Origin of the sequence: Pseudomonas sp. LAMO17WK12:I10, assembly GCF_900215185.1 — a bacterium.
Lineage (GTDB): Bacteria > Pseudomonadota > Gammaproteobacteria > Pseudomonadales > Pseudomonadaceae > Aquipseudomonas > Aquipseudomonas chlororaphis.
The window spans coordinates 72,446-98,248 of sequence record NZ_OBDX01000027.1 but is presented as its reverse complement, the minus strand read 5'-3'; the positions used below and the strand labels follow the sequence as shown (position 1 = coordinate 98,248).

The following is a 25,803-nucleotide window of genomic DNA, read 5'->3' as shown; positions in this document are numbered from 1 at the left end:
CGATGGATTCCTTATCGGCGCTTGTGATGAACGCGAGAGTGGGGGAATTCTCCTACCGTCTGGCTTGCAGAAGCGAGTTAAGTCCCTCCACCCCGACAGGCCCACCTTAAGACATACAAGCGAGCTTGCTCGCGATGGCCGCCCGACCTGACGCGCCGCGTCGCCTGCATCGCCAGCAAGCTGGCTCCTACAGGTGGTTCGTGCGGTCCTTCTTGAAAACCAAGCAAGCGCTAGGTAAGTTTCCTCAACCTTCAGAGGAGCTTGCCGATGTCTGCCTGCCAGGAATACTTCGACCCTAGCCATCAGTTGGTCCGCGACAGCGTTCGACGTTTCGTCGAGCGGGAAATCCTCCCGGACATCGATCAATGGGAGGAGGCGCAAGGCTTCCCCCGCGAGCTGTACCTCAAGGCTGGCGCGGCCGGCATCCTCGGTATCGGCTATCCAGAAGCCCTGGGTGGCAGCCACGAGGGCGACCTGTTCGCCAAGATTGCCGCCAGCGAGGAGCTGATGCGCTGTGGCTCCGGCGGCCTGGTGGCGGGCCTGGGCTCGCTGGACATCGGTTTGCCGCCGATCGTCAAATGGGCGCGCCCCGAGGTTCGCGAGCGAGTGGTGCCGCAGGTACTGGCGGGGGAGAAGATCAGCGCCCTGGCGGTCACCGAGCCCGGCGGCGGTTCGGACGTGGCCAATCTGCAGACCCGGGCGCTGCGTGACGGCGACTTCTACCGCGTCAGCGGCAGCAAGACCTTTATCACCAGTGGCGTGCGTGCCGATTTCTACACGGTGGCGGTGCGTACCGGCGAGCCCGGTTTCGGCGGCATCAGCCTGCTGCTGATCGACAAGGGCACGCCGGGATTCACCGTCGGCCGGCAACTGAAGAAGATGGGCTGGTGGGCGTCGGATACCGCCGAGCTGTTTTTCGACGATTGCCGGGTGCCGGCCAGCCACTTGATCGGCGTCGAGAACCTGGGCTTCGCCTGCATCATGGGCAACTTCCAGAGCGAGCGGCTGGCGCTGGCCCTGATGGCCAACATGACCGCGCAGCTGGCGCTGGAAGAGAGCCTGAAGTGGGCTCGGGAGCGCGAGGCCTTCGGCAAGCCCATCGGCAAGTTCCAGGTGATCAAGCATCGTCTGGCGGAGATGGCGACCGCGCTAGAGGTATCCCGCGAATTCACTTATCGCCAGGCGGCGAAGATGGCGGCGGGCCAGAGCGTGATCAAGGAGATTTCCATGGCCAAGAACTTCGCCACTGATACCGCCGACCGTATCACCCACGATGCCGTGCAGATTCTCGGCGGGCTGGGTTACATGCGCGAAAGCCTGGTGGAGCGGCTGTATCGCGACAACCGCATCCTGTCCATCGGCGGTGGCACCCGGGAAGTGATGAACGAAATCATCAGCAAGCAGATGGGGCTGTAGGGCTATTGCTCGCGATAGCGTCGGGCCTGACTACTCAAGGGAGGAGTGATTTATCGCTCGCTCAACGAGAACTGCGTCAGGCAGAAGGTTGGAATGTCCATGTCTCGCAGGCGTTGCGAACCGCCCAGCTCAGGCAGGTCGATGATGGCGGCGGCCTCGTAGACTTTTGCCCCCATGCGGCGCACCAGGTTGGCCGCGGCGATCAAGGTACCGCCGGTGGCGATCAGGTCATCGAACATCAGCACCGAATCGCCTTCGCACAGGCTGTCGGCATGCACTTCCAGGAAGGCTTCGCCGTATTCGGTCTGGTAACCCTCGGCAAGCACATCGGCCGGCAGCTTGCCTTGCTTGCGGAACAGGATCAGCGGTTTGTTCAGCTGGTAGGCGATGATCGAGCCGATCAGGAAGCCGCGGGCGTCCATGGCACCGACGTGAGTGAAGTCTTCTTCGACATAACGCTGGGCAAAGGTGTCGGCGACCAGGCGCAAGGCCTTGGGCGACTGGAACAGGGGAGTGATGTCACGGAAGATCACGCCCGGCTTGGGGAAGTCGATGACTGGGCGGATCAGGGATTTGATGTCGAAGGAGTCGAAGGCCATCGTGGCGGTGTCCTGGCGGGCATGAAGTGGAGCGCGCCAGTATAGCCCCGACCGAGCCGCTTGGCTCGGGCGGGGGGCTCTGCCTCAGCCTTCCAGGGAGCCGCCGGCGAGGGCGCATAGCTGGATCGGATCGAGAATGTGCACCTCTTTGCCTTCGGCGGCGATCAGCGCGTTCTGCTGGAAGCGGGTGAACACCCGGGACACGGTTTCCACCGCCAGGCCCAGATAGTTGCCGATCTCGTTGCGCGACATGCTCAAGCGGAACTGGTTGGCCGAGAAGCCGCGGGCGCGGAAGCGTGCCGACAGGTTGACCAGGAAGGTGGCGATGCGCTCGTCGGCGGTCTTTTTCGACAGCAACAGCATCATCTGCTGGTCGTCGCGGATCTCGCGGCTCATCACCCGCATCAGCTGGCGGCGCAGTTGGGGCAACTGCAGGGCCAGTTCGTCGAGGCGTTCGAAGGGGATTTCACAGACCGACGTGGTTTCCAGGGCCTGGGCGGAAACCGGATGGATCTCGGTGTCCATGCCGGACAGGCCGACCAGTTCGCTGGGCAGGTGGAAGCCGGTGATCTGTTCTTCGCCGCCGTCGCTGAGACTGAAGGTCTTCAGCGCACCGGAGCGCACTGCATAGACGGAGTCGAAGGCGTCGCCCTGGCGAAACAGGAACTCGCCTTTTTTCAGCGGGCGGCCACGTTTAACGATTTCGTCCAGCGCATCCATGTCTTCCAGATTCAGAGAAAGTGGCAGGCAGAGGGGGGCCAGGCTGCAATCCTTGCAATGGGCCTGGTTGTGAGCGCGCAGTTTTACTGGCTCGGACATTCAATAGAATCCTTGTGGGAAAACACACATAAGCCGTAAGGGTAACTCACGGGAGGAGGTTCCGGCCAGTCCGTGCCGTATTGGCGCTTAGTCGTAAAGCTGTCCGTTTGTAGCCTCCAGGCCACTGCGGGAAAATGCGCTCGTGCAGTCCATTCAGGGTAATTCCAGCGCTGACCGTCACTTGCAGCCGCCGATTATCCCAGCGTCAAGTATCAGGCTTGTTTGCGCCTTGTCTGCCCCGACAGTTTTTGCTCGTCACCTGCGACAAGTTGTCGCGCTGAGCGGTCGGCTCGCTGCTCATGACGCCCTAGATGACCCGGGAAAAACGCTGTCGATTCTGTTGCTCCAGATACGTGTCGAACACCATGCACACCGAACGCACCAGCAGGCGCCCGGCAGGCAGCACTTCAATGCCTTCGTTGCTCAGCGTGATCAGGCCGTCTTCGGCGATGGCTTGCAGTTGCGGCCAGAGGTCGTCGAAGTAACCGCGAAAGTCGATGTTGAACTGCTGCTCGATGGCCTCGAAGTCGAGGCTGAAATTACAAATCAACTGCTGGATCACCGCGCGCCTGACGCGGTCGTCCTGATTGCACACCAGGCCGCGACTGGTGGCCAGTTGCGCGCCACCCAGCAGATTCTGGTACTGCGTCAGGTCACTGCTGTTCTGGCAGTACAGGTCGCCGATCTGGCTGATGGCCGAGACGCCCAGGCCGATCAGGTCGCAGTGGCCGTGGGTGGTGTAGCCCTGGAAATTGCGTTGCAGGGTCGACTCTTCCTGGGCGATCGCCAGCTCGTCGTCGGGCAGGGCGAAATGGTCCATGCCGATGTAGCGGTAACCGGCGGCCGTCAGTTGTTCGATGCTGCGCTGCAGCATCTGCAGTTTTTCCGCCGGTTCCGGCAGCTCGTGGCTGTTGATCCGCCGTTGCGGCATGAAGCGCTCCGGCAGATGCGCATAGTTGAACACCGACAGCCGGTCCGGCTGCAGGTTGATGACTTCCTCGACGGTGCGGGCGAAGTTGTCCGGTGTCTGTTTTGGCAGGCCGTAGATCAGGTCGATGTTGATCGAACGAAACTGCAGGGTGCGCGCCGCTTCGATCACCGCCCGGGTTTCCTCCAGGCTCTGCAGGCGATTGACCGCGCGCTGTACCGCCGGGTCGAGGTCCTGCAGGCCGATGCTGACGCGGTTGAAGCCCAGCTCGCGCAGCAGGCCCATGGTCGACCAGTCTGCTTCGCGTGGGTCGATCTCGATGCCGTAGTCGCCCGAATCGTCGTCCAGCAGGTTGAAGTGCTGGCGCAGGTGGCTCATCAGCTGCCGCAGTTCGTCGTGGCTGAGAAAGGTCGGGGTGCCGCCGCCGAAGTGCAGTTGCTCGACCTTCTGCCCGGGGTCGAGATGGCAGGCGATCAGCTGGATTTCCTGTTCCAGGCGCTGCAGGTAGGGCAGGGCGCGCCCGCGGTCCTTGGTGATGACCTTGTTGCAGGCGCAGTAGTAGCAGATGTTCGCGCAGAACGGCACATGCACGTACAGCGACAGCGGGCGCAGCGCCTTGCGGCTCTCGCGCAGGGCGTGGAGCAGGTCGAAGGTGCCCACCTGGCTGTGGAATTGCACAGCGGTGGGGTAGGAGGTGTAGCGCGGTCCCGCCAGGTCGTAACGGCGGATCAGATCGGTGTCCCAACGAATGGCGTCGAGCATGCGGGAATTCCCCCGGTAGGCAGGCAGTGTGCGCGAGTCTAGGGGGTTAGCGCCCGGACCATCTTGATTTGCATCAAGGCTGGCGGGGCGCGGAGCCTGTCATACGAGTCTTGCGTCGTCGCTGCCGAAGGGCGGAAGCAGCGGGAAGGGTTGCCTCAGTGCCCCATCAACCAATGCTGATGCGGACCGGGCAAGGTCCAGATGCCGAACAGGATCACCAGCAGGCCACCGGCCATGCGCACGCTGCGCCGGCGCAGCAGCGCGGTGACCCGTTCCGCTGCCAGTCCGGTCGCCAGCAGCACCGGCCAGGTACCCAGGCCGAAGGCCAGCATCAGCAAGGCGCTGTCGAGGGCATTGCCCTGGCTGGCGGACCACAGCAGGGTGCTGTAGACCAGGCCACACGGCAGCCAGCCCCAGAGTGCGCCCAGCAGCAAGGCGCGTGGCAGGCTCGACACCGGCAGCAGGCGGTTGGCCACCGGCTGTATATGGCGCCACAGGCCGCGTCCGAGGCTTTCGATGCGGGTCAGGCCGCTCCACCAGCCGGCCAGGTACAAGCCCATGGCGATCAGCAGCAGGCCAGCCAGCACACGCAGGGCCATGGCCGCCGGGCTGCTGGCCACGGCCCAGCCGGCCAGGCCGATCAGCAGGCCCGCGGTGGCGTAACTGAGGATGCGCCCCAGGTTGTAGGCCAGCAGCAGGCGAAAACGCCGGCTGCGCTGCTCCTGGGGAATGGCCAGGGTCAGGGCGCCCATCAGGCCGCCGCACATGCCCAGGCAGTGACCGCCGCCGAGCAGGCCGAGAATCACGGCGGAAACCAGCATCGGTGCCAGCTCAAGCATGGGGCGGCGCCTGGTCTTTATGCGGCGGCTGCTCGGCCGCTGGCTGGCCCTTGGCTTCGTCGATCGCAGCGGTGTGCTTGGGGTCCTGGTCGTCGAACAGAATGCTGTGGGCGGGGCCGTCGAGGTCGTCGTACTGACCGCTGTCGACCGCCCAGAAGAAGATGTAGATGGCGATGGCCACGATCAGCAGCGCCGCCGGAATCATCACGTAGAGAGCTGGCATGGGTAGGCTCCATGCCCGCGCGGCTCAGGCCGGCAGCGGGCGGGTTTGGGTCGTGCCCTCGGCCTGGGGCTGGCCCGGCAGGCGAGTCAGGCGCAGGGCATTGAGCACCACGGTCAACGAACTGATGGACATGCCGATGGCGGCCCATACCGGAGTGATCCAGCCGAGGGCGGCGAACGGCAGCATGAGGCCATTGTACAGCCCGGCCCACAGCAGGTTCTCGATGATTATCCGGCGTGTGCGACGGGCCAGGCCGAAGGCCTGCACCAGCGCATCCAGGCGGTTGGACAGCAGCACCGCATCGGCGCTGGTCTTGGCCAGGTCGGTGGCCGAGCCCATGGCCACGCTGATATCGGCGGCGGCCAGCACCGGCACATCGTTGACCCCATCGCCGAGCATCAGCACTTTGCGACCCTGGCGATGCAGTTGCTGCAGCACCTGCAGCTTGTCGTCCGGACGCAGGCCGCCGTGGGCTTCGTCGATGCCCAGTTCGGCGGCGACGCTGGCGACCATCGGCGAGCTGTCGCCCGAGAGCAGCAGGGTGTTCCAGCCGCGCGCCTTGCAGGCGGCCAGCAGTGCCGGAGCATCGCTGCGCAGGCGATCGTCGAGGACCAGCCAGGCCAGCGGCCCTTGGCTATCGCCCAGCAGCAGCCATTGGCCGGCTTCGTCCGGCATCGCCGGGACCGCACAGGCGCTGAGCTCGCAGACGAAGGCGGGCTGGCCGATGCGCAGGCGTTGTTCGCCCACCCGCCCTTCCAGGCCCAGCCCGGGCATGCTCAGCACTTCTTCCGCGGCCAGCGGCGCACGGCCGAAGGCTCGGGCAATCGGGTGTTCGGAGCGGTTTTCCAGGGCGGCGGCCAGGCCCAGGCACTGCTGGCTGTCGAGGTCGCCCACAGGAAGAATCGAGCGCAAGGCCAGGCGCCCCTCGGTGAGGGTGCCGGTCTTGTCGAAAATCACCGTGTCGATCTGGTTCAGGCCTTCGAGTACATGGCCGCGGGTCAGCAGCAGGCCGAGTTTGTGCAGGGTGCCGGTGGCGGCGGTCAGAGCGGTCGGGGTGGCCAGGGACAGCGCGCAGGGGCAGGTGGCGACCAGCATGGCCAGGACGATCCAGAAGGCTCGGGAGGCGTCCAGCTGCCACCAGAGCAGGCCAATGGCGGCCGCGGCGATCAGGGAGAACAGCAGGAACCATTGGGCGGCGCGGTCGGCGATCTCCGCCAGGCGCGGTTTTTCCGCCTGGGCCCGGTCCAGCAGGCGGACGATGGCTGACAGGCGCGTGTCCTGCCCCAGCGCCAGGACTTCCACGGTCAGCGCGCCCTCGACATTGAGGGTGCCGGCGGTGACTGCATCGCCGATGCTGCGCGGTTGCGGCAGGTATTCACCGGTGAGCAGGGATTCGTCGATGCTCGACTGGCCATCGAGGATCTTGCCGTCGGCCGGCAGGATGGCGCCGGGGTGCACCAGCACCTGGTCCCCCAAGCGCAGTTCGCTGAGCAGGATGCGTTCGCTCTGGCCGTCGGCGCCCAGGCGCAGGCACGAGGCCGGCAGCAGGTTCACCAGTTGCGCGGTGGCGGCGGCGGTGCGCTCGCGGGCGCGGCGTTCGAGGTAGCGCCCGGCCAGCAGGAACAGGGCGAACATGCCCACGGCGTCGAAGTACAGCTCGCCGACGCCAGTGATCGAGGTCCAGATCCCGGCGATGTAGGCGGCGCCAATCGCCAGCGACACGGAAACGTCCATGGTCAGGTGGCGGGTGCGCAGGTCGCGCAGGGCGCCCTTGAAAAACGGCGCGCAGCTGTAGAACACGATCGGCGTGGTGAGAAACAGCGCGACCCAGCGCAGGATGGTGTGCAGCTCGGGGCTCAGGTCGATATTGAATTCCGGCCAGGTGGCCATGGTCGCCATCATCGCCTGGAACCACAGCAGCCCGGCCACGCCCAGCTGGCGCAGGGCCAGGCGGTTTTCACTGGCCAGTTGCTCGGAAGCACGGTCGGCCTGATAGGGGTGCGCGGCGTAGCCGATCAGGCGCAGCTCGCTGAGCACCTGGCTCAGTGGCAACTGGCTGTCGGCCCAGCGCACATGCAGGCGATGGTTGGACAGGTTCAGCCGCGCCTCGGCCACCGCCGGCAGGCTGCGCAGGTGTTTCTCGATCAGCCAGCCACAGGCGGCGCAGCTGATGCCTTCCATCAGCAGGGTGGTTTCGGCCAGCTCGCCCTCATGCCGGACGAAGGGTTGCTGCACGTCCGCCCGGTCGTACAGCGCCAGTTCGTCCACCAGTTGCACCGGCAGCGCCTCCGGGTTGGCCGAGGCTTCGCTGCGATGGCTGTAGTAGCTCTCCAGGCCGCCGGCGACTATGGCTTCGGCCACCGCCTGGCAGCCCGGGCAGCAGAACTCGCGGGGAGCGCCGAGCACGACGGCGGTGAAGCGGCTGCCGGCGGGGACGGGCAGGGCGCAGTGGTAGCAGGGCAGTGGCGTGGTCATCGCGGGTCTTTGTTCCAGGGGCGGACCTCATCGCCGGCAGGCCGCTGCCTGGGAAGCAGCAGCCTGCCGGCGATGTTCGGAGGGCGCTTACTTGTCCAGGTGTTCCGCGCCTTGCAGCGGTTCATCACCCAGCAGCAGGTCCTTGTCGTGGCTGACCTGTTCTTCTTCGAACAGGCGCCAGGTCTTGTCGCCTTCGACACCCAGCAGTTCGACAAAACGGCGGCCATCGACCTTGTCGCTCAACTGGCCAATGTAGCGGCCTTGTTCGGTTTCGCTGCGGGCGAGGGTGATCTTGCGGTCTTTTTCCGGCTGGGTCGGCGAGATCAGGTTCAGCTCCAGGGTGGCGGGCGCGCTGTTGCCGCTCAGGCGCAGGTCGACTTCGCCGGTGAGGTCATCCAGGTGCACGCTGGCGCGCAGTTGCAGGGTCTGGGCCAGCAGCTCGCGGTCCAGGGAGCGGTTGATGCCTTTGCCGGCCTCGTAGTAGTTGTCGTTGACCAGGTTGTCCGGGTTGTTCACCGCGATGGTCACCATGGACAGGGTCAAGGTCACCGAGCAGGCCAGGATACCGATGATGATCCAGGGCCAGAGGTGCTTGTACCAGGGGCTTGTGGCGGTCGCTGCGGGCATGATGACTTCTCTTAACGAATTTGTGGGCCGATGAACCGGCTCTTGGCTTCAACGTGGACGCTTTCGTCGTCGGCGTCCTTGAGGATGAATTTCACCTCGTTGGTGCTCGACGGCAGTTGTTCCGGCGAGCTCGACAGTTCGACCGGCATGCTGACGATATCGCCGGCCGCCACCTTGATCTCGCGCCGGCCTTGCAGCTTGAGGTCCGGCAGGCCGGCGGCGTCCAGGACGTAGGTATGGTCGCGCTGGTCCTTGTTCATGATCTTCAGGCTGTAGACGTTTTCGATCCGGCCTTCGGCGTTCTCGCGATAGAGCACGCGGTCCTTGCTGACATCGAAGCCCACCAGCGAACGCATGAAGAAAGCCGTGACCAGCAGGCTGATCATCGCCAGCAGCACCAGCGCATAACCGATCAGGCGTGGACGCAGTTTATGGGTTTTCTGCCCGGACAGGTTGTGTTCGGTGGTGTAGCTGATCAGGCCGCGCGGGTAGTCCATCTTGTCCATGATGTTGTCGCAGGCATCGATACAGGCGGCGCAGCCGATGCATTCGATCTGCAGGCCGTCACGGATGTCGATGCCGGTCGGGCAGACCTGCACGCACATGGTGCAGTCGATGCAGTCGCCCAGGCCCATGGCCTTGTAGTCGACACCTTTCTTGCGCGGGCCGCGACCTTCGCCGCGACGCGGGTCGTAGGAGACGATCAGGGTGTCCTTGTCGAACATCACGCTCTGGAAGCGGGCGTACGGGCACATGTAGATGCACACCTGTTCGCGTAGCCAGCCGGCGTTGCCATAGGTGGCGAGGGTGAAGAAGCCGACCCAGAAATACGACCAGCCATCGGCCTGGCCGGTGAAGAAGTCGATGACCAGCTCGCGGATCGGCGAGAAGTAACCGACGAAGGTCATGCCGGTGACGAAGCCGATCAGCAGCCAGAGGCTGTGCTTGCTGAACTTGCGCAGGAACTTGTTGGCGCTCATCGGCGCCTTGTCGAGCTTGATGCGCTGGTTGCGGTCGCCTTCGGTGACCTTCTCGCACCACATGAAGATCCAGGTCCAGACGCTTTGCGGGCAGGTATAGCCGCACCAGACGCGCCCGGCATACACGGTGATGAAGAACAGGCCGAAGGCGGCGATGATCAAAAGCCCCGACAGCAGGATGAAATCCTGGGGCCAGAAGGTGGCGCCGAAGATGAAGAACTTGCGCTCCGGCAGGTTCCACCAGACGGCCTGGTGGCCGCCCCAGTTGAGCCACACCGTACCGAAATACAGCAGGAACAGGGCCGCACCGCCCACCATCCGCAAGTTGCGGAAGAGGCCGGTGAAAGCGCGTGTGTAGATTTTTTCCCGAGAGGCGTAGAGGTCTACGCTGTTGTTCGAATTCTTGGCAGGAGGGGTGACGTCATGTACCGGAATCTGGTTGCTCATCATTGCATCCCACGGCAGTGGAGAAATGCCCCGGTCAGTACGTGCCGACCGCGATCAAGTAGGGGTGTTGCAGTGGCGCAATGATACGCCTGTCGCTCTAGCTCAAGGGTGCGACCTTTGGTCGCGTTGGGGGAAATCAAATGATGGTGTAATGACTTGAATCAATTGACTTGTGAATTATGGACGCTTTTCGCCGCGACCGCGTTCAATCGTTCCACGGGTTGAGCAGTTGCACACCGCTGGACTGGAAGTCGGCGATGTTGCGGGTAACGACTGTCAGCCCATGTTCCAGGGCGGTTGCCGCAATCAGGGCATCGCATTCATTACTGCGATCCGGAACGTGCAATCGGGCGCAGCGCATCGCGACAGCAGGGTCAATGGCCAGTATTCGTCCGTTGAAAGCGGGCATCACGCGCAGTTCCAGCCAGGCACGCAGCAGCGCCCCTTGGGTGCGGTCGCGGCGTTCCAACCGCAGGATGCCGGTTTCCAGTTCCAATAACGTAATGACTGACAAAAACAGGCTGGTTGGCGCCACGGTCTGAGCCCAGGCCACTACCTTGCGATCAGCGTTGGGCTTACGTAATTCGGACACGACGTTGGTATCGAGCAAAAACATCAGGACAGATCGATCTCGCGAGGAATGATGGTTGCGCGCTCTGTTTCGAAATCGATTTCAAGCGCTTCAGGCATGACCAGCATGTCGACGATGCTGGTGTTCAGGCCGCTCAGTTTTTCGTAGTCCTCAATGCTTAGCAGCACATGGGCGGGCCTGCCACGGTCGGTGATGATGACCGGGCCGTTTCTTGAGGCTTTTTTGGCACCACTTGTGTCCTGATTGAATTCGCGACTGGAGATGGTGGTGGTAGGCATCGTCATACCCTCGACAAAAATTTCATGTAGCAACGTTACTACTCTTGGCGGGGGGCGGCAATCTCAAGCGGGGGCAGAGCGACGGACGTGAGGGGAGAGGAAAATAAAAAGGCCCCGCCAATGGACATTGGCGGGGCCTTTTCGGTTACCCGAAGGTGTCTGCCTTACTCGGCGTCCGCCGGCTTGTCACTGTGGGACAGGCTGTAGACGTAAGCGGCCAGCAGGTGAACCTTGTCGTTGCCTTGCAGCTGTTCCTGGGCAGGCATCTGGCCCTGGCGGCCGTAACGGATGGTCTGCTGCAGTTGGGCGAAGCTCGAGCCGTAGATGAACGCGCCCGGGTGGGTCAGGTCAGGCGCGCCCATGGCTGGGGTACCTTTACCGGCCGGACCGTGGCACGCCACGCAGTTGGCGGCGAAGATCTTCTGGCCGTTGGCCGGGTCGGCCTTGGCGCTTTCCGGCAGCTTGCGGCCATCGAGGTTGGTCAGCACATAGGCGGCCACATCGCTGACGCCTTGTTCGCCGATGACTTCCGCCCAGGCCGGCATCACCGCGTGACGACCGCCCATGATGGTGGTCTTGATGGTTTCCGGCTCGCCGCCCCAGCGCCAGTCGGCGTCGGTCAGGTTCGGGAAGCCATAGGCGCCCTTGGCGTCGGAACCGTGGCAGACCGAGCAGTTGGAGGCGAACAGGCGGCCACCCATCTTCAGGGCTTGCGGGTCCTTGGCGACTTCTTCGATCGGCATGGAGGCGAACTTGGCGAAGATCGGACCGAACTTGGCGTCCGACTTGGCCATTTCCTTTTCCCACTCGTGCACACCGGTCCAGCCGGTCTGGCCGTTGGCGAAGGGGGTCTGCTTTTCGGTGTCCAGGTAGTTGTAGCCTGGCAGCAGGCCTTTCCAGTTACCCAGGCCCGGGTAGAGCACCAGGTAACCCAGGGCGAAGACGATGGTGCCGACGAACAACATGAACCACCATTTCGGCAGCGGGTTGTCGTACTCCTCGATCCCGTCGAAGGCGTGGCCGACCGTCTCGTCGGTCTGCTCGGCGCGCTGGCCCTTGCGGGTCGACAGCAGCAGCCAGGTCAGGGCGAAAATGGTACCCAGACTGAGGACTGTGACGTACAGACTCCAGAACGTAGTCATTCTTTGTTACTCCTAGAAGCTTGCTCGACGTGCTTGATGGCTTCGGGATCATCCGCGAACGGCAGCAAGGTCGCGTCTTCGAACTCGGACTTGCGCTTGGGGCTGAATACCCACAGCGCCAGGCCGATAAAGGCCACCATCACCACTACGGTGCCCAGGCCACGAATCATCCCGATATCCATCTAAATCACCGTTTGCTTTTGATGATGGTGCCCAGGCCTTGCAGATAGGCCACCAGCGCGTCCATTTCGGTTTTGCCCTTCACGGCATCCTTGGCACCGGCGATGTCTTCGTCGGTGTAAGGGACGCCGAGCGTGCGCAAGACTTCCATTTTTTTCGCGGTGTCTTTGCCGTCGAGCTTGTTTTCTACGAGGAACGGGTAAGCCGGCATTTTCGACTCGGGTACAACGTTGCGCGGGTTGTACAAGTGCGCACGCTGCCAGTCATCGGAGTAACGACCACCGACGCGGGCCAGGTCCGGACCGGTACGCTTGGAACCCCACAGGAACGGGTGGTCCCAGACGCTTTCACCGGCGACCGAGTAGTGGCCGTAGCGTTCGGTTTCGGCACGGAACGGACGGATCATCTGCGAGTGGCAGCCGACACAGCCATTGGCGATATAGACGTCGCGGCCTTCCAGTTCCAGGGCGGTGCGCGGCTTCATGCCTTCCACCGGCTTGTTGGTGACGTCCTGGAAGAACAGCGGGACGATCTGGGTCAGGCCGCCGATGCTGACGGCGATGACCATGAAGAAGGCCAGCAGGCCGATATTCTTCTCTACTGCTTCATGCTTCATCAGTGAGCTCCAACTACAGCGATCTGAGCGGCGGCTTCAGCTTCAGCCGGGTTCGAGGCGCGAACGGTGCGGAACACGTTGTACGCCATGAACAGCATGCCGGCGGCAAAGAACGCACCGCCCAGGGCGCGCACGATGAAACCAGGGTGGCTGGCCTGCAGGGCTTCGACGAAGGAGTAGGTGAGGGTGCCGTCATCGTTGATTGCACGCCACATCAGGCCCTGGGTGATGCCGTTGACCCACATCGAGGCGATGTACAGCACGGTACCGATGGTTGCCAGCCAGAAGTGGGTGTTGATCAGGCCGATGCTGTGCATCTGCTGGCGACCGAAGACTTTCGGGATCATGTGGTACAGGGCGCCGATCGAGATCATTGCTACCCAGCCCAGGGCGCCGGCGTGGACGTGGCCGATGGTCCAGTCGGTGTAGTGCGACAGCGAGTTGACGGTCTTGATCGCCATCATCGGACCTTCGAAGGTCGACATGCCGTAGAACGCCAGGGACACCACCAGGAACCGCAGGATCGGGTCGGTGCGCAGCTTATGCCAGGCGCCCGAGAGGGTCATCATGCCGTTGATCATGCCGCCCCAGCTTGGCGCCAGCAGGATGATCGACATGGCCATGCCCAGGGACTGCGCCCAGTCCGGCAGCGCGGTGTAGTGCAGGTGGTGCGGACCGGCCCAGATGTACAGGGTGATCAGCGCCCAGAAGTGCACGATGGACAGGCGATAGGAGTAGATCGGACGCTCGGCCTGCTTGGGCACGAAGTAGTACATCATCCCCAGGAAGCCGGTGGTCAGGAAGAAGCCCACCGCGTTGTGGCCGTACCACCACTGGATCATGGCATCGGTCGCGCCCGAATAGGCCGAGTAGGACTTGAAGAAGCTGACCGGCAGGGAAGCGTGGTTGACGATGTGCAGCATCGCGGTGACCACGATGAAGGCACCGTAGAACCAGTTACCCACATAGATGTGCTTGGTCTTGCGCTTGACGATGGTGCCGAAGAACACCAGACCGTAGGTGACCCAGACGATGGCCAGCAGGATAGCCAGGGGCCATTCCAGCTCCGCGTATTCCTTGGTGGTGGTGTAACCCAGCGGCAAGGTAACGATCGCGCCGACGATCACGGCTTGCCAACCCCAGAAGGTGAAGGCCGCCAGGCTGTCGGAAATCAGTCGCGTTTGGCAGGTTCGCTGCACGACGTAGTAAGAAGTGGCAAACAACGCACATCCACCGAAGGCGAAAATCACCAAGTTGGTGTGCAGCGGGCGCAGGCGTCCAAAGGTCGTCCATGGCAGACCGAAGTTCAACTCCGGCCAGACCAGTTGCGAGGCGATGAAGACACCGAGCCCCATGCCAAGGATCCCCCAGACCACCGTCATGATGGCGAACTGGCGGACTACCTTATAGTTATAAGCAGTCGGACTGATTGCTGTGCTCATTCTAAGGTTCCACGGTTTGGGTGTTTTATTAGGAGTAAAAATCGGCCGCAAGTATGGAGAAAGCAGGGGGTCATTGCAACGCGCCATGACCTGGGTCAATGCTTTCAAAAGCTGATTCTGCGGCCTTTCCATGCGCGGAGTAAGGACAAAATCGGCCCGGGACAAAATGTCGCAGCGGATGAAAAAGGCGAGGGGTACAGGTCAGTTGTAACCGGGTGTGTGGAAAGCCATTCAACGAGCGACAGACGGTAAGTGGCACGACAGCCGGTATACACCAGCCTTTGCGGCCTGTCCTCGAACGACGGCTTCGAATGGAACGGCTACTTCTGGTCTGTGACCGGCCATTGCCAGTCCACTGCGAAGCAGCTTAGACCTGAATCCGGAGAGTGGAAAGGCAGAGGGTAGAGAGGGTGCGACACTTGGTCGCGCAGAGGCAGGGAACTGCCGCATCGAGCGATGCGGCAGTGGGTGGAGCGGTTATTGCTCGCTTGGGGTTTCGGTCTGCGGCTGGCTGGCCGTGTTGTGGGACAGGCTGTAGACGTAGGCCGCGAGCAGCTGCACCTTGTCGTTGCCCAGCAGTTCGCTCTGCGCCGGCATGTGGCCCTGGCGACCGTGGCGAATGGTCTGTTGCAGCTGGGTCAGGCTGGTGCCGTAGATGAAGCCGGCCGGTTGCGTCAGGTTCGGCGCGCCCATGATTTCCGTGCCCTGGCCGTTGGCGCCGTGACAGGCGACGCAGGTGGTGCTGAACGCCTGCTTGCCGGCGACCAGGTCGGCGCTGCTGTCGGTGGGCAACGGCAGGCCGGCGAGTTCGTGACGCACATAGGCCGCGACGTTCTTCACCCCATCCTCGCCCAGCACTTCACCCCAGGCCGGCATGGCCGCCATGCGACCGCCCATGATGGTGGCCTTGATAGCGTCGGCGTTGCCGCCCCAGCGCCAGTTGTTGTCGGCCAGGTTAGGGAAGCCGAAGGCGCCCTTGGCATCCGAGCCGTGGCACACCGAGCAGTTGGACGCGAACAGGCGCCCGCCCATTTTCAGCGCCTGGGGGTCCTTGGCCACTTCTTCCACGGGCATGGCGGCGAACTTGGCGAAGATCGGGCCGAACTTGGCGTCTGCCTTGTCCATTTCCTTTTCCCACTCGTGCACGCCGGTCCAGCCATTTTCATAGCCGGGCAGGATGCCTTTCCAGTTGCCCAGGCCCGGGTAGAGGATCAGGTAGCCGACGGAAAACACCAGGGTGCCGGCGAACAGCATGAACCACCACTGCGGCAGCGGGTTGTCGTACTCCTCGATGCCGTCGAAGCTGTGGCCCATGGTCTGGTCGACGCTGCCCTTGGTCTCGCCCTTGCGCGTGCCGATCAACAGCCAGGTCAGGCCGATCAGGCTGCCTATGGTCAGTACGCAGATGTACGTACTCCAGAAGGTGGTCATGGCCGAATGCTCCTTGTCGCATGCTCTTCGGATTGAGCGTCATCAGATGGATTGCCGTGCACTTGCGGCGAAGGTTCGTCGGCGAAGGGCAGCAGGCGCGCCTGGGCGAACTCCGGGTTGCGCTTGGCGTTGAAGACCCAGATCGACAGGCCGATGAAGGCAATCATCACCACCAGCGTGCCGAGCCCGCGGATCATGCCGCTATCGAGTTCAAGAACCATGGCTCACCTCTTGCTCTTGATCGCAGTGCCAAGCACTTGCAGGTAGGCGACCAGGGCATCCATCTCGGTCTTGCCCTTGAGGGAGGCGACGGCACCGGCGATATCGTCGTCGTTGTACGGCACGCCGAGGGTGCGCATGGCGCGCAGCTTGGTCTCGGTGTGGCTGCTGTCGACCGGCTGGGTGACCAGCCATGGGTAGGCCGGCATCTTCGATTCGGGCACCACGTTGCGCGGGTTGTACAGGTGCGCGCGGTGCCAGTCGTCGGAGTAGCGGGCGCCGACCCGGGCCAGGTCCGGACCGGTACGCTTGGAGCCCCACAGGAACGGATGATCCCAGACGCTTTCGCCGGCGACCGAGTAGTGGCCGTAGCGTTCGGTCTCGGCGCGGAACGGGCGGATCATCTGCGAGTGGCAGCCGACGCAGCCTTCACGGATGTAGATATCGCGGCCTTCCAGCTGCAGGGCGGTGTAGGGCTTCATGCCTTCCACCGGCTTGTTGGTGACGTCCTGGAAGAACAGCGGGACGATCTGGGTCAGACCGCCGATGCTCACGGCGAATACCATCAGCAGCATCAGCAGGCCGACGTTTTTCTCGATGACTTCGTGTTTCATGGCGGACTCCTCAGGCCATCTGCGCAGCGGCGGTGATTTCGGCAGGCTGGGCCGCGCGCACGGTGCGCCAGGTGTTGTAGGCCATCAGCAACATGCCGAAGAGGAAGATCGCGCCACCGACCAGCCGCACGATGAAGCCTGGGTGGCTGGCCACCAGGGTTTCGACGAAGGAGTAGGTCAGCGTCCCGTCTTCGTTGACGGCGCGCCACATCAGGCCCTGGGCGATGCCGTTGACCCACATCGAGGCGATGTAGAGCACGGTGCCGATGGTGGCGAGCCAGAAGTGCGCATTGATCAGGCCGATGCTGTGCATCTGCTGGCGACCGAAGACTTTCGGGATCATGTGGTACAGCGCGCCGATGGAAATCATCGCCACCCAGCCCAGGGCGCCGGCGTGGACGTGGCCGATGGTCCAGTCGGTGTAGTGGGAGAGGGCGTTGACGGTCTTGATCGCCATCATCGGACCTTCGAAGGTCGACATGCCGTAGAACGCCAGGGACACCACCAGGAACCGCAGGATCGGATCGCTGCGCAACTTATGCCAGGCCCCCGACAGAGTCATCATGCCGTTGATCATGCCGCCCCAGCTCGGTGCCAGGAGGATCAGCGACATCACCATGCCCAGGGACTGCGCCCAGTCCGGCAGCGCGGTGTAGTGCAGGTGGTGCGGACCGGCCCAGATGTACAGGGTGATCAGCGCCCAGAAGTGCACGATGGATAGGCGGTAGGAGTACACCGGACGCTCGGCCTGCTTGGGCACGAAGTAGTACATCATCCCCAGGAAGCCCGCGGTCAGGAAGAAGCCCACCGCGTTGTGGCCGTACCACCATTGGACCATGGCGTCGGTCGCACCGGCATACACCGAGTAGGACTTGGTCAGGCTGACGGGCAGTTCCAGGTTGTTGACGATGTGCAGGATGGCCACGGTGATGATGAAGCTGCCGAAGAACCAGTTGCCGACGTAGATGTGCTTGGTGTTGCGCTTCATCACCGTGCCGAAGAACACGATGGCGTACGCCACCCAGACGATGGTGATGAGGATGTCGATCGGCCATTCCAGCTCGGCGTATTCCTTGGAGCTGGTATAGCCCAGCGGCAGGCTGATGGCCGCCAGGAGGATTACCAGCTGCCAGCCCCAGAAGCAGAACGCGGCGATTTTCGGCGCGAACAGCTGGGTCTGGCAGGTGCGTTGCACCGAGTAGAAGGAGCTGGCGAACAGTGCGCAGCCACCGAAGGCGAAGATCACCGCGTTGGTGTGCAACGGGCGCAGGCGACCGAAACTGGTCCAGGGCAGGTTGAAGTTGAGTTCGGGCCAGACCAACTGGGCAGCGAGAAAAACCCCGAGCCCCATGCCGACGATGCCCCACACCACCGTCATAATGGCGAATTGGCGGACCACCTTGTAGTTGTAGGCGGTACTGATAGAAGTGTTCATGGTTCCCCATCCACGGTTCAGCTGAAGTGAAAGCGACTGCGCACGGCAAGGCGCGCTCACTTCTTCTGGAGTTATAGGCAGACTAAAAGCGAGGTAAGCATGGGCAAACGGCAAGGGGCTGTTATTGACGGGGATCAATGGGCGCAGTGCGTGCGGGAACGGGGCTGGCTCTGGGATGTCGCGCAGCAGTCGCTGGCCGGCGAACCGCTGACCCTGATCCTGGCCCATGGCGCTGGCGCGCCGATGGACAGCGCTTTCATGAGCGATATGGCCGCACGCCTTGCGGCGCATGGGGTCAACGTCCTGCGCTTCGAGTTTCCCTACATGGCCCAGCGTCGCCTCGATGGTGGCAAACGGCCGCCTAACCCGGCGCCGAAGCTGCTGGAGTGCTGGCGCGAGGTGTATGCCCAGGTGCGACCTCATGTCGCTGGGCGGTTGGCCATCGGCGGCAAGTCCATGGGCGGGCGCATGGCCAGTTTGCTCGCCGACGAGCTGGGCGCCGATGCGCTGGTGTGCCTGGGGTATCCGTTTTATGCCGCCGGCAAGCCGGAGAAACCGCGGGTCGCCCACCTGGCCGAATTACGCACCACGACCCTGATCGTCCAGGGCGAGCGCGATGCCCTGGGCAACCGTGCGGCGGTCGAAGCCTATGCGCTGGCGCCGGCTATCGAGCTGTTCTGGCTGGCGGCGGCCGACCATGACCTGAAACCGCTCAAAGCCTCAGGCTTCACCCATGAGCAGCACCTGGAAGCGGCGGCGCAGAAAGTTGCCGAGGTCTTGCGCCAGTTGAATGGCTGAACGCTGTTTCACTGTCGGAGCGAAGCTTGCTCGCGATGCGGCCTGGCAGTCGCCATCGTTGTCGCCTTGAAAAACAATCGCGAGCAATCGAGCGTCGACCGGCTGCTTCTACAGAAAATGCACGCGTGGTGCTTGAAAACAGGCAATAAAAAACCCGGAAGGCCAACCTTCCGGGTTTTTTTTCTGGCTTCGGCTTAGCGGTTGAAGCGTTCGACCAACGAGTACTGCGTATTGGCGGTGCGGGTCAGCTCTTCGCTGAGTTGCGCCGAATGCTGCGCCTGTTCCGAGGTCTGGTCGGCCAGTTGGGCGATGGTGCTGATGTTGCGGCTGATCTCCTCGGCCACGGCGCTTTGCTCTTCGGTGGCGGCGGCGATCTGGGTGGTCATGTCGGTGATGTTGGCCACCGCTTCGCTGATGCCCACCAGCGCCTGGTCGGCTTCCAGCACCCGGGCCACGCCTTCCTCGGCCTGACGGTGGCCGGCGTCCATGGTTTGCACCGCCGTGCTGGCGGTTTGCTGGAGCTTGGCGATCAGGGTGTGGATCTGCCCGGTGGATTCGCTGGTGCGTTGCGCCAGTTGGCGAACCTCGTCGGCCACCACCGCGAAACCGCGGCCCATTTCCCCGGCGCGAGCCGCTTCGATGGCGGCGTTCAATGCCAACAGGTTGGTCTGGTCGGCGATGCCCTTGATCACATCGACCACGCCACCGATTTCGTCGCTGTCCTTGGCCAGCTGGGTCACGGTCAGGCCGGTTTCGCCCACCACCACCGACAGGCGCTGGATCGCTTCGCGGGTTTCCCCGGCAATATCGCGCCCGCGCCCGGTGAGGCGGTTGGCTTCCTGGGTGGCATCGGCGGTGCGCTGCACGTGGCTGGCCACTTCCTGGGTGGTGGCGGCCATCTGGTTGACCGCGGTGGCCACCTGTTCGGTTTCCACGCGCTGGCGTTCCAGGCCGCTGGAGCTGTTGTGCGCCAGGGTGTCGGACTGCCGCGCCTGCTCGTTAAGGTGCTCGGCGGTATCCTGCAGGCGGGTCAGGCAGGTTTTCAGGCGGGCTTCCTGGCTGAGGATCGACATCTCCAGGCGCGCCTGGGCGCCACGGCTGTCGGTGTACATCTGGGCGATCAGCGGGTCGGAGGTGGTCTGTTCGGCCAGGCGCAGCAAACGCTTGAGGCCGCGCTGTTGCCAGCTCAGCCCGAGCAGGCCGAGCGGCACGCAAAGGCCGGCGGCGAGGGCAAAGCCCCAGGAAGAGTTGAGCCAGGCGCCAATCAGGAAGCTCAACTGGCTGATCAGGATGAATGGCAGCCAGTCCTGAAGTATCGGCAGCCATTTGTCGCGTTTCGGAATGGCCGACTTGCCCTGGTTGATGCGTTGGTAAAGCGCTTCGGCACGGCGGATCTGCTCGGCGGTGGGCTTGACCCGCACCGACTCGTAGCCGACCACTTGCTGGCCTTCGAAGACCGGTGTCACGTAGGCGTTGACCCAGTAGTGGTCACCGGTCTTGCAGCGATTCTTGACAATGCCCATCCATGGCAAGCCTTGTTTCAGGGTGGCCCACATATGCGCGAACACCGCGGCCGGGACGTCGGGGTGACGGACCAGGTTGTGCGGTGCGCGGACCAGTTCCTCACGAGAAAACCCGCTGATTTCAACGAAGGCATCGTTGCAGTAGGTGATCACGCCTTTGGCATCGGTGGTGGAGATCAACCGTTGCTGAGCTGGAAAGGTACGTTCGCGCTGGGTGACGGGCTGGTTGTTACGCATGGTTTTTCAATCCGCAAGGCTTTGGTAGGTTGTCGGCGGCCTTCGCCAATTGTTGAAGTTTTTTTCAGTAATTTGAGAAGTGCCTCATTGACAGAGACCTGATTCTGCAAGGAGGGGCGAGTGGAAGCGGCGAAGCCGAGGCCCGTCCAGGGAGCCCCGGCTTGGCCAGGGTCAACCCGCGAGCATCGGGTAGGTGAACAGCCCGAAGTGCAGCAGGTTCAAGCCGAAATGGGTGGCCACCGCGGCGCCCAGGCCGCCAAAGCGGTAGGCCAGGCCGTAGCCGACCCCGGCGATGCTCGCCAGCAGCCACCATTGCCAGCCGGCGCCCACATGCACCAGGCCGAACAGCAGGGCCGCGCACATCAGCGCCAGGTTTTCACCATAGGGCAGGTGCTTGAAGCGACGGCTCAGGCCGCCCTGGATGTAGCCACGAAACAGCGCTTCTTCCACCAGGGTGACCAGCAGCAGGTTGTTCAGCACCCATAGCCAGGCCTGGTCCGGCCATTTCGGCGCCCAACTGATGATGCCCAGCAACACTGCGCCGCCCAGGGCCGCCAGGGCGGTCAGGGTCAAGGCCAGGGCGGTGGTGTAGAGGGACAGGCGCAGCGAGCGGCGCCCGATGATCCAGGGGCAGACCAGCAACAGCCAGAAGCCGATCAGCGGCTTGTCCTGGTTCAGGTACATGGAAAACGGCACGGCATCGGCGGTGAAGCGTTGCGGGCCGATCGCCCGGCCATTGTAGAAGCCGGGGAGCCAGTGCATGGCCAGCGCCAGGGCCAGCACCACGAACAGGCCGTGTCCCAGGTAGCGCGCGTAAGGGCTTTTCTGTTGGCGCACGGCAAAGCCCGCGCATAGCAGCAAGGCGACGGAAACCGCCGCCAGCAGGCCCAGTTGGCCGTAGCTCAGGGCCAGGGCGTAACCAATGGAGAGAAGTGCCAGGTACATCCATGGCAGAACAGTCATGTGAAATCCTTGTTGCGAAGAATGGAATCAGCCGCTCGCGCAACCTGCGTCGGGGCGGTTACTGGATAGAACGAGCGGGCGGCCAGTATAACGAGGCGCGGGCGATGAATAAGTGAAACAAAAAAACACCGCCCGTAGGCGGTGTCGATGTTGCGGCATGGCGTTACGCGGCGATCAGTTGCCGCAGGACATAGTGCAGGATCCCGCCGGACTTGAAGTATTCCACTTCGTTCAGGGTGTCGATGCGGCACAGCACCTCGACCTTTTCCTGGCTGCCATCCTCGCGGGTGATCACCAGGGTCAGGTTCATCCGCGGCGTCAGCTCGACGCCGGTCAAGCCCTGGATATCCAGGGTTTCCTTGCCGGTGAGGTTCAGGCTCTTGCGGTTCTGATCGAGCTTGAACTGCAGCGGCAGCACGCCCATGCCCACCAGGTTGGAGCGGTGGATGCGCTCGAAGCTCTCGGCGATCACCGCCTTGACCCCCAGCAGGTTGGTGCCCTTGGCGGCCCAGTCGCGGCTGGAGCCGGTGCCGTATTCCTGGCCGGCGATCACCACCAGCGGCGTACCCGATTGCTGGTACAGCATGGCCGCGTCATAGATCGCCAGTTTCTCGCCGGTGGGGATGTAGATCGTGTTGCCGCCTTCTTCGCCGCCGAGCATTTCGTTGCGGATGCGGATGTTGGCGAAGGTGCCGCGCATCATCACCTGATGGTTGCCGCGACGCGAACCGTAGGAGTTGAAGTCCCGCGGTTCCACGCCCTGCTCGCGCAGGTAGCGGCCGGCCGGGCTGTCGGCCTTGATGTTACCGGCCGGGGAAATGTGGTCGGTGGTCACCGAGTCGCCCAGCAGCGCCAGGACCCGCGCGCCTTCGATATCCTTGATCACCGGCAGCGGGCCGGCGATATCGTCGAAGAAGGGTGGATGCTGGATATAGGTGGAATCCGCCTGCCACACGTAGGTCGCGGCTTGCGGTACTTCGATGGCTTGCCACTGGGCATCGCCGGCGAACACCTCGGCGTATTCCTTGTGGAACATCCGGGTGTTGACCTGGGTGACGGCCTCGGCGATTTCCTGGCTGCTCGGCCAGATGTCGCGCAGGTAGACCGGCTTGCCGTCCTTGCCTTCGCCCAGCGGCTCGCTGCTGATATCGATGCGCACGCTGCCGGCCAGGGCATAGGCCACCACCAGCGGCGGTGAGGCCAGCCAGTTGGTTTTCACCAGCGGGTGCACGCGGCCTTCGAAGTTGCGGTTGCCGGACAGCACCGAGGCGACGGTCAGGTCGGCTTTCTGGATGGCTTTCTCGATCGGCTCCGGCAAGGGGCCGGAGTTGCCGATGCAGGTGGTGCAGCCATAACCCACCAGGTCGAAGCCCAGGGCGTCGAGGTATTGGGTCAACCCGGCGGCCTTGTAGTAGTCGGTGACCACTTTCGAACCCGGGGCCAGCGAACTCTTCACCCAGGGCTTGCGCTTGAGGCCTTTTTCCACGGCCTTTTTCGCCACCAGGCCGGCGGCCATCATCACGCTGGGGTTGGAGGTGTTGGTACAGGAGGTAATGGCGGCGATCACCACCGCACCGTTTTTCAGGCGGTAGGTCTGGCCATTGTGGGCGTAATCGACTTCGCCGATCAGGTCGGCGCTGCCCACGGCCACGCCGCCACCGCCTTCGCTTTCCAGGCGGCCTTCTTCCTTGCTGGTGGGCTTGAACTGCAGATCGAGGAAGTCGGTGAAGGCCTGGCCGACGTTCGGCAGGGAGACCCGGTCCTGCGGCCGCTTCGGCCCGGCCAGGCTGGCTTCCACCGTGCCCATGTCCAGCGCCAGGCTGTCGGTGAATACCGGCTCCTTGCCCGGCAGGCGCCACAGGCCCTGGGTCTTGCTGTAGGCCTCCACCAGTTTCACCACGGCGTCCGGGCGGCCGGACAGGCGCAGGTATTCCAGGGTGACGTCATCCACCGGGAAGAAGCCGCAGGTGGCGCCGTATTCCGGGGCCATGTTGGCGATGGTGGCGCGGTCGGCCAGCGGCAAGTCGGCCAGGCCGTCGCCATAGAACTCGACGAATTTGCCGACCACGCCTTTCTTGCGCAGCATCTGGGTGACGGTCAGCACCAGGTCGGTGGCGGTGATGCCTTCCTTGAGCTTGCCGGTCAGTTTGAAACCTATGACTTCCGGGATCAGCATCGACACCGGCTGGCCGAGCATCGCCGCCTCGGCCTCGATGCCGCCCACGCCCCAGCCGAGCACGCCAAGGCCGTTAATCATGGTGGTGTGGGAGTCGGTGCCGACCAGGGTGTCGGGGAAGGCGTAGGTGCGGCCGTCTTCGTCCTTGGTCCAGACCGTGCGGCCCAGGTATTCCAGGTTGACCTGGTGGCAGATCCCGGTGCCGGGCGGCACCACGCTGAAGTTGTCGAAGGCGCTCTGGCCCCAGCGCAGGAAGGCATAACGCTCGCCGTTGCGCTGCATTTCAATGTCGACGTTCTGTTCGAAGGCGGTGTTGCTGCCGAACTTATCGACCATCACCGAGTGGTCGATCACCAGGTCCACCGGCGACAGCGGGTTGATGCGCTGCGGGTCGCCGCCGGCCTTGGCCATGGCCGCGCGCATGGCCGCCAGGTCGACCACCGCCGGCACGCCGGTGAAGTCCTGCATCAGCACCCGCGCCGGGCGGTACTGGATCTCGCGATCCGAGCGGCGCTCCTTGAGCCAGGCGGCGAGGGCCTTGAGGTCGGCGCCGGTGACGGTCTTTTCGTCTTCCCAGCGCAGCAGGTTTTCCAGCAGGACTTTCAACGACATCGGCAGTTTGTCGAGATCGCCAAGACGCTTGGCGGCTTCCGGCAGGCTGAAATAGTGGTAGGTCTTGTCGTCGACTTTTAATGTTTTAAGGGTTTTCAGGCTATCGAGGGACGGCATTGCATGGCTCCTTTTGGTCCGCACGGCTACGGACCTGACGGGAAGGGCAGAGCTCTTAAGCTAGCCCTGTTTTCAGTAGCTGGCTAATAACTGGACTCTATGGACAAGTCCAAGGTTCCGAACTCGGCTATCATGCGCCGGTTTTCGTGACAGGCTTTGCGCGCACTTCGGGCAGGTTTGCGCATGATTCATTGCCCATTGCCCAGGAGATTCGATGAACACCCTCTTTATGCACTGCCGGCCGGGCTTCGAAGGCGAAGTCTGTTCCGAGATCGCCGACCATGCCGCGCGCCTGAACGTGGCCGGGTACGCCAAGGCCAAGCCGAGCACCGCCTGTGCCGAGTTTGTGTGCAGCGAAGAAGACGGCGCCGAGCGCCTGATGCGCGAGCTGCGTTTCGCCGAGCTGATCTTCCCGCGGCAATGGGCGCGGGGCGTCTTCGTCGATCTGCCGGAAACCGACCGCATCAGCGTGATCCTGGCCCACCTGGCGAGCTTCCCGACCTGCGGCAGCCTGTGGCTGGAAGTGCTGGATACCAATGACGGCAAGGAGCTGTCGAACTTCTGCAAGAAATTCGAAGCACCGCTGCGCAAGGCCCTGACAGCGGCCGGCAAGCTGGTGGACGATGCCGGCAAGCCACGTTTGCTGCTGACCTTCAAAAGCGGCCGCGAGGTGTTTGTCGGCCTGGCGGACGCAGGCAATTCGGCCATGTGGCCGATGGGCATTCCGCGCCTGAAGTTCCCCCGTGAGGCGCCTAGCCGCTCGACCCTGAAGCTGGAGGAGGCCTGGCACCATTTCATTCCTCGCGATCAGTGGGACGAGCGTCTGCATGGCGACATGACTGGCGTCGACCTGGGCGCCGCCCCGGGTGGCTGGACCTGGCAACTGGTCAACCGCGGCATGCTGGTCACTGCTGTCGATAACGGGCCAATGGCCGAAAGCCTGATGGACACCGGCCTGGTGCAGCACCTGATGGCCGACGGTTTCACCTTCAAGCCCAAGCAGCCGGTGGACTGGATGGTCTGCGACATCGTCGAGAAACCGGCGCGCAACGCGGCCTTGCTGGAAACCTGGATCGGCGAAGGGCACTGCCGCGAAGCGGTGGTCAACCTGAAGCTGCCGATGAAGCAGCGTTACGCGGAAGTGAAGCGCTTGCTCGAGCGGATCGAGGACGGCTTCAAGGCGCGTGGCATTCGTGTGGCCATTGGCTGCAAGCAGCTGTACCACGACCGCGAAGAAGTGACCTGCCACCTGCGCCGGCTGGATGAAAAGAAGCCCAAGGCCCGTTGATCGTGGTTGCGGCGCAATGCCACAG

The 25,803-nt window shown here is 63.4% G+C and carries 24 protein-coding genes; 3 read left to right on the top strand and 21 right to left on the bottom strand.

The genetic code is table 11. The features are described 5' to 3' along the window. Positions 1 to 267 precede the first annotated feature (267 nt). The gene (locus tag CRO75_RS25170; protein ID WP_092418177.1) at positions 268 to 1,416 is read left to right on the top strand and encodes an acyl-CoA dehydrogenase family protein; all 1,149 of its coding nucleotides are present in this window, start codon (positions 268 to 270) and stop codon (positions 1,414 to 1,416) included. A 50-nt stretch (positions 1,417 to 1,466) separates the two neighbouring features. On the opposite strand, the gene CRO75_RS25165 is transcribed toward CRO75_RS25170, so the two are convergent. From CRO75_RS25165 to ccoN (CRO75_RS25080), 18 genes are all read right to left on the bottom strand, one after another. Beyond that, on the bottom strand, positions 1,467 to 2,015 hold the full coding sequence (locus CRO75_RS25165) for an adenine phosphoribosyltransferase (protein ID WP_007922389.1): 549 nt from the start codon (positions 2,013 to 2,015) through the stop codon (positions 1,467 to 1,469). An 84-nt stretch (positions 2,016 to 2,099) separates the two neighbouring features. Further along, positions 2,100 to 2,834, bottom strand: a complete 735-nt coding sequence (gene fnr / locus CRO75_RS25160; protein ID WP_009042954.1) for a fumarate/nitrate reduction transcriptional regulator Fnr — start codon at positions 2,832 to 2,834, stop codon at positions 2,100 to 2,102. A 307-nt stretch (positions 2,835 to 3,141) separates the two neighbouring features. Next, entirely contained in the window at positions 3,142 to 4,524 is a 1,383-nt protein-coding gene (gene hemN / locus CRO75_RS25155) for an oxygen-independent coproporphyrinogen III oxidase (protein ID WP_097138927.1), read from the bottom strand. Between the two features lie 155 nt (positions 4,525 to 4,679). Beyond that, positions 4,680 to 5,363 carry a sulfite exporter TauE/SafE family protein gene (locus tag CRO75_RS25150; protein WP_097138924.1) on the bottom strand — a complete coding sequence of 228 codons (684 nt, stop codon included), beginning with the start codon at positions 5,361 to 5,363 and terminating at the stop codon, positions 4,680 to 4,682. After that, on the bottom strand, positions 5,356 to 5,586 hold the full coding sequence (gene ccoS / locus CRO75_RS25145) for a cbb3-type cytochrome oxidase assembly protein CcoS (protein WP_009047938.1): 231 nt from the start codon (positions 5,584 to 5,586) through the stop codon (positions 5,356 to 5,358). The genes CRO75_RS25150 and ccoS overlap by 8 nt, the downstream gene beginning before the upstream one ends. Positions 5,587 to 5,610: 24 nt before the next feature. After that, entirely contained in the window at positions 5,611 to 8,061 is a 2,451-nt protein-coding gene (locus CRO75_RS25140) for a heavy metal translocating P-type ATPase (protein WP_097138922.1), read from the bottom strand. Positions 8,062 to 8,148: 87 nt separating this feature from the next. After that, complete coding sequence (locus CRO75_RS25135; protein ID WP_085530290.1) at positions 8,149 to 8,688, bottom strand: FixH family protein; 540 nt, start codon at positions 8,686 to 8,688, stop codon at positions 8,149 to 8,151. A gap of 11 nt (positions 8,689 to 8,699) precedes the next feature. After that, the gene (gene ccoG, locus CRO75_RS25130; protein ID WP_028682021.1) at positions 8,700 to 10,115 is read right to left on the bottom strand and encodes a cytochrome c oxidase accessory protein CcoG; all 1,416 of its coding nucleotides are present in this window, start codon (positions 10,113 to 10,115) and stop codon (positions 8,700 to 8,702) included. A 205-nt stretch (positions 10,116 to 10,320) separates the two neighbouring features. After that, on the bottom strand, positions 10,321 to 10,731 hold the full coding sequence (locus tag CRO75_RS25125) for a type II toxin-antitoxin system VapC family toxin (RefSeq protein ID WP_097138920.1): 411 nt from the start codon (positions 10,729 to 10,731) through the stop codon (positions 10,321 to 10,323). After that, complete coding sequence (locus CRO75_RS25120) at positions 10,731 to 10,985, bottom strand: type II toxin-antitoxin system Phd/YefM family antitoxin (protein ID WP_097138933.1); 255 nt, start codon at positions 10,983 to 10,985, stop codon at positions 10,731 to 10,733. Before CRO75_RS25120 ends, CRO75_RS25125 begins: the two co-directional genes overlap by 1 nt. 164 nt (positions 10,986 to 11,149) lie before the next feature. Beyond that, positions 11,150 to 12,127, bottom strand: a complete 978-nt coding sequence (gene ccoP, locus CRO75_RS25115) for a cytochrome-c oxidase, cbb3-type subunit III (protein ID WP_062823108.1) — start codon at positions 12,125 to 12,127, stop codon at positions 11,150 to 11,152. Then, on the bottom strand, positions 12,124 to 12,309 hold the full coding sequence (locus CRO75_RS25110) for a CcoQ/FixQ family Cbb3-type cytochrome c oxidase assembly chaperone (protein WP_003175465.1): 186 nt from the start codon (positions 12,307 to 12,309) through the stop codon (positions 12,124 to 12,126). The genes ccoP (CRO75_RS25115) and CRO75_RS25110 overlap by 4 nt, the downstream gene beginning before the upstream one ends. Before the next feature lie 5 nt (positions 12,310 to 12,314). Then, on the bottom strand, positions 12,315 to 12,923 hold the full coding sequence (gene ccoO / locus CRO75_RS25105) for a cytochrome-c oxidase, cbb3-type subunit II (protein ID WP_009042961.1): 609 nt from the start codon (positions 12,921 to 12,923) through the stop codon (positions 12,315 to 12,317). Further along, positions 12,923 to 14,365, bottom strand: coding sequence for a cytochrome-c oxidase, cbb3-type subunit I (gene ccoN, locus CRO75_RS25100; protein ID WP_009042962.1), 1,443 nt, complete (start codon positions 14,363 to 14,365; stop codon positions 12,923 to 12,925). Before ccoN (CRO75_RS25100) ends, ccoO (CRO75_RS25105) begins: the two co-directional genes overlap by 1 nt. Before the next feature lie 477 nt (positions 14,366 to 14,842). Next, the gene (ccoP, locus tag CRO75_RS25095) at positions 14,843 to 15,796 is read right to left on the bottom strand and encodes a cytochrome-c oxidase, cbb3-type subunit III (RefSeq protein ID WP_097138918.1); all 954 of its coding nucleotides are present in this window, start codon (positions 15,794 to 15,796) and stop codon (positions 14,843 to 14,845) included. After that, on the bottom strand, positions 15,793 to 16,017 hold the full coding sequence (locus CRO75_RS25090) for a cbb3-type cytochrome c oxidase subunit 3 (protein WP_007921351.1): 225 nt from the start codon (positions 16,015 to 16,017) through the stop codon (positions 15,793 to 15,795). The genes ccoP (CRO75_RS25095) and CRO75_RS25090 overlap by 4 nt, the downstream gene beginning before the upstream one ends. A 3-nt stretch (positions 16,018 to 16,020) precedes the next feature. Further along, positions 16,021 to 16,629 carry a cytochrome-c oxidase, cbb3-type subunit II gene (gene ccoO / locus CRO75_RS25085; RefSeq protein WP_062823107.1) on the bottom strand — a complete coding sequence of 203 codons (609 nt, stop codon included), beginning with the start codon at positions 16,627 to 16,629 and terminating at the stop codon, positions 16,021 to 16,023. Positions 16,630 to 16,639: 10 nt separating this feature from the next. Further along, the gene (ccoN, locus tag CRO75_RS25080) at positions 16,640 to 18,064 is read right to left on the bottom strand and encodes a cytochrome-c oxidase, cbb3-type subunit I (protein ID WP_097138916.1); all 1,425 of its coding nucleotides are present in this window, start codon (positions 18,062 to 18,064) and stop codon (positions 16,640 to 16,642) included. 99 nt (positions 18,065 to 18,163) lie between these two features. Between ccoN (CRO75_RS25080) and CRO75_RS25075 the strand changes: the two genes are divergently transcribed. Then, the gene (locus CRO75_RS25075) at positions 18,164 to 18,862 is read left to right on the top strand and encodes an alpha/beta family hydrolase (protein WP_097138914.1); all 699 of its coding nucleotides are present in this window, start codon (positions 18,164 to 18,166) and stop codon (positions 18,860 to 18,862) included. Positions 18,863 to 19,056: 194 nt separating this feature from the next. Here CRO75_RS25075 and CRO75_RS25070 read toward each other — a convergent pair whose 3' ends face one another. From CRO75_RS25070 to acnA, 3 genes are all read right to left on the bottom strand, one after another. Further along, complete coding sequence (locus tag CRO75_RS25070) at positions 19,057 to 20,622, bottom strand: PAS domain-containing methyl-accepting chemotaxis protein (RefSeq protein WP_009042966.1); 1,566 nt, start codon at positions 20,620 to 20,622, stop codon at positions 19,057 to 19,059. 171 nt (positions 20,623 to 20,793) lie between these two features. After that, entirely contained in the window at positions 20,794 to 21,585 is a 792-nt protein-coding gene (locus CRO75_RS25065; protein WP_062823105.1) for a CPBP family intramembrane glutamic endopeptidase, read from the bottom strand. 163 nt (positions 21,586 to 21,748) lie between these two features. Beyond that, on the bottom strand, positions 21,749 to 24,490 hold the full coding sequence (gene acnA, locus CRO75_RS25060; protein WP_097138912.1) for an aconitate hydratase AcnA: 2,742 nt from the start codon (positions 24,488 to 24,490) through the stop codon (positions 21,749 to 21,751). A gap of 214 nt (positions 24,491 to 24,704) precedes the next feature. Here acnA and rlmM point away from each other — a divergent pair, with 214 nt between their 5' ends. Further along, entirely contained in the window at positions 24,705 to 25,778 is a 1,074-nt protein-coding gene (rlmM, locus tag CRO75_RS25055) for a 23S rRNA (cytidine(2498)-2'-O)-methyltransferase RlmM (protein WP_025804232.1), read from the top strand. Positions 25,779 to 25,803 lie beyond the last annotated feature (25 nt).

Excerpts from the sequence above, each read along its gene's own strand:
- CRO75_RS25170 (WP_092418177.1), top strand. The coding sequence starts at position 268 with ATGTCTGCCTGCCAGGAATACTTCGACCCTAGCCATCAGTTGGTCCGC.
- CRO75_RS25075 (WP_097138914.1), top strand. The coding sequence starts at position 18,164 with ATGGGCAAACGGCAAGGGGCTGTTATTGACGGGGATCAATGGGCGCAG.
- CRO75_RS25110 (WP_003175465.1), bottom strand. The coding sequence starts at position 12,309 with ATGGATATCGGGATGATTCGTGGCCTGGGCACCGTAGTGGTGATGGTG.
- ccoP (WP_097138918.1), bottom strand. The coding sequence starts at position 15,796 with ATGACCACCTTCTGGAGTACGTACATCTGCGTACTGACCATAGGCAGC.
- CRO75_RS25165 (WP_007922389.1), bottom strand. The coding sequence starts at position 2,015 with ATGGCCTTCGACTCCTTCGACATCAAATCCCTGATCCGCCCAGTCATC.
- CRO75_RS25090 (WP_007921351.1), bottom strand. The coding sequence starts at position 16,017 with ATGGTTCTTGAACTCGATAGCGGCATGATCCGCGGGCTCGGCACGCTG.
- fnr (WP_009042954.1), bottom strand. The coding sequence starts at position 2,834 with ATGTCCGAGCCAGTAAAACTGCGCGCTCACAACCAGGCCCATTGCAAG.
- ccoS (WP_009047938.1), bottom strand. The coding sequence starts at position 5,586 with ATGCCAGCTCTCTACGTGATGATTCCGGCGGCGCTGCTGATCGTGGCC.
- CRO75_RS25150 (WP_097138924.1), bottom strand. The coding sequence starts at position 5,363 with ATGCTTGAGCTGGCACCGATGCTGGTTTCCGCCGTGATTCTCGGCCTG.
- ccoG (WP_028682021.1), bottom strand. The coding sequence starts at position 10,115 with ATGAGCAACCAGATTCCGGTACATGACGTCACCCCTCCTGCCAAGAAT.
- ccoN (WP_097138916.1), bottom strand. The coding sequence starts at position 18,064 with ATGAACACTTCTATCAGTACCGCCTACAACTACAAGGTGGTCCGCCAA.
- hemN (WP_097138927.1), bottom strand. The coding sequence starts at position 4,524 with ATGCTCGACGCCATTCGTTGGGACACCGATCTGATCCGCCGTTACGAC.
- CRO75_RS25140 (WP_097138922.1), bottom strand. The coding sequence starts at position 8,061 with ATGACCACGCCACTGCCCTGCTACCACTGCGCCCTGCCCGTCCCCGCC.
- CRO75_RS25125 (WP_097138920.1), bottom strand. The coding sequence starts at position 10,731 with ATGTTTTTGCTCGATACCAACGTCGTGTCCGAATTACGTAAGCCCAAC.
- rlmM (WP_025804232.1), top strand. The coding sequence starts at position 24,705 with ATGAACACCCTCTTTATGCACTGCCGGCCGGGCTTCGAAGGCGAAGTC.
- ccoO (WP_062823107.1), bottom strand. The coding sequence starts at position 16,629 with ATGAAACACGAAGTCATCGAGAAAAACGTCGGCCTGCTGATGCTGCTG.
- ccoP (WP_062823108.1), bottom strand. The coding sequence starts at position 12,127 with ATGACTACGTTCTGGAGTCTGTACGTCACAGTCCTCAGTCTGGGTACC.
- ccoN (WP_009042962.1), bottom strand. The coding sequence starts at position 14,365 with ATGAGCACAGCAATCAGTCCGACTGCTTATAACTATAAGGTAGTCCGC.
- ccoO (WP_009042961.1), bottom strand. The coding sequence starts at position 12,923 with ATGAAGCATGAAGCAGTAGAGAAGAATATCGGCCTGCTGGCCTTCTTC.
- CRO75_RS25135 (WP_085530290.1), bottom strand. The coding sequence starts at position 8,688 with ATGCCCGCAGCGACCGCCACAAGCCCCTGGTACAAGCACCTCTGGCCC.
- acnA (WP_097138912.1), bottom strand. The coding sequence starts at position 24,490 with ATGCCGTCCCTCGATAGCCTGAAAACCCTTAAAACATTAAAAGTCGAC.
- CRO75_RS25070 (WP_009042966.1), bottom strand. The coding sequence starts at position 20,622 with ATGCGTAACAACCAGCCCGTCACCCAGCGCGAACGTACCTTTCCAGCT.
- CRO75_RS25120 (WP_097138933.1), bottom strand. The coding sequence starts at position 10,985 with ATGCCTACCACCACCATCTCCAGTCGCGAATTCAATCAGGACACAAGT.
- CRO75_RS25065 (WP_062823105.1), bottom strand. The coding sequence starts at position 21,585 with ATGACTGTTCTGCCATGGATGTACCTGGCACTTCTCTCCATTGGTTAC.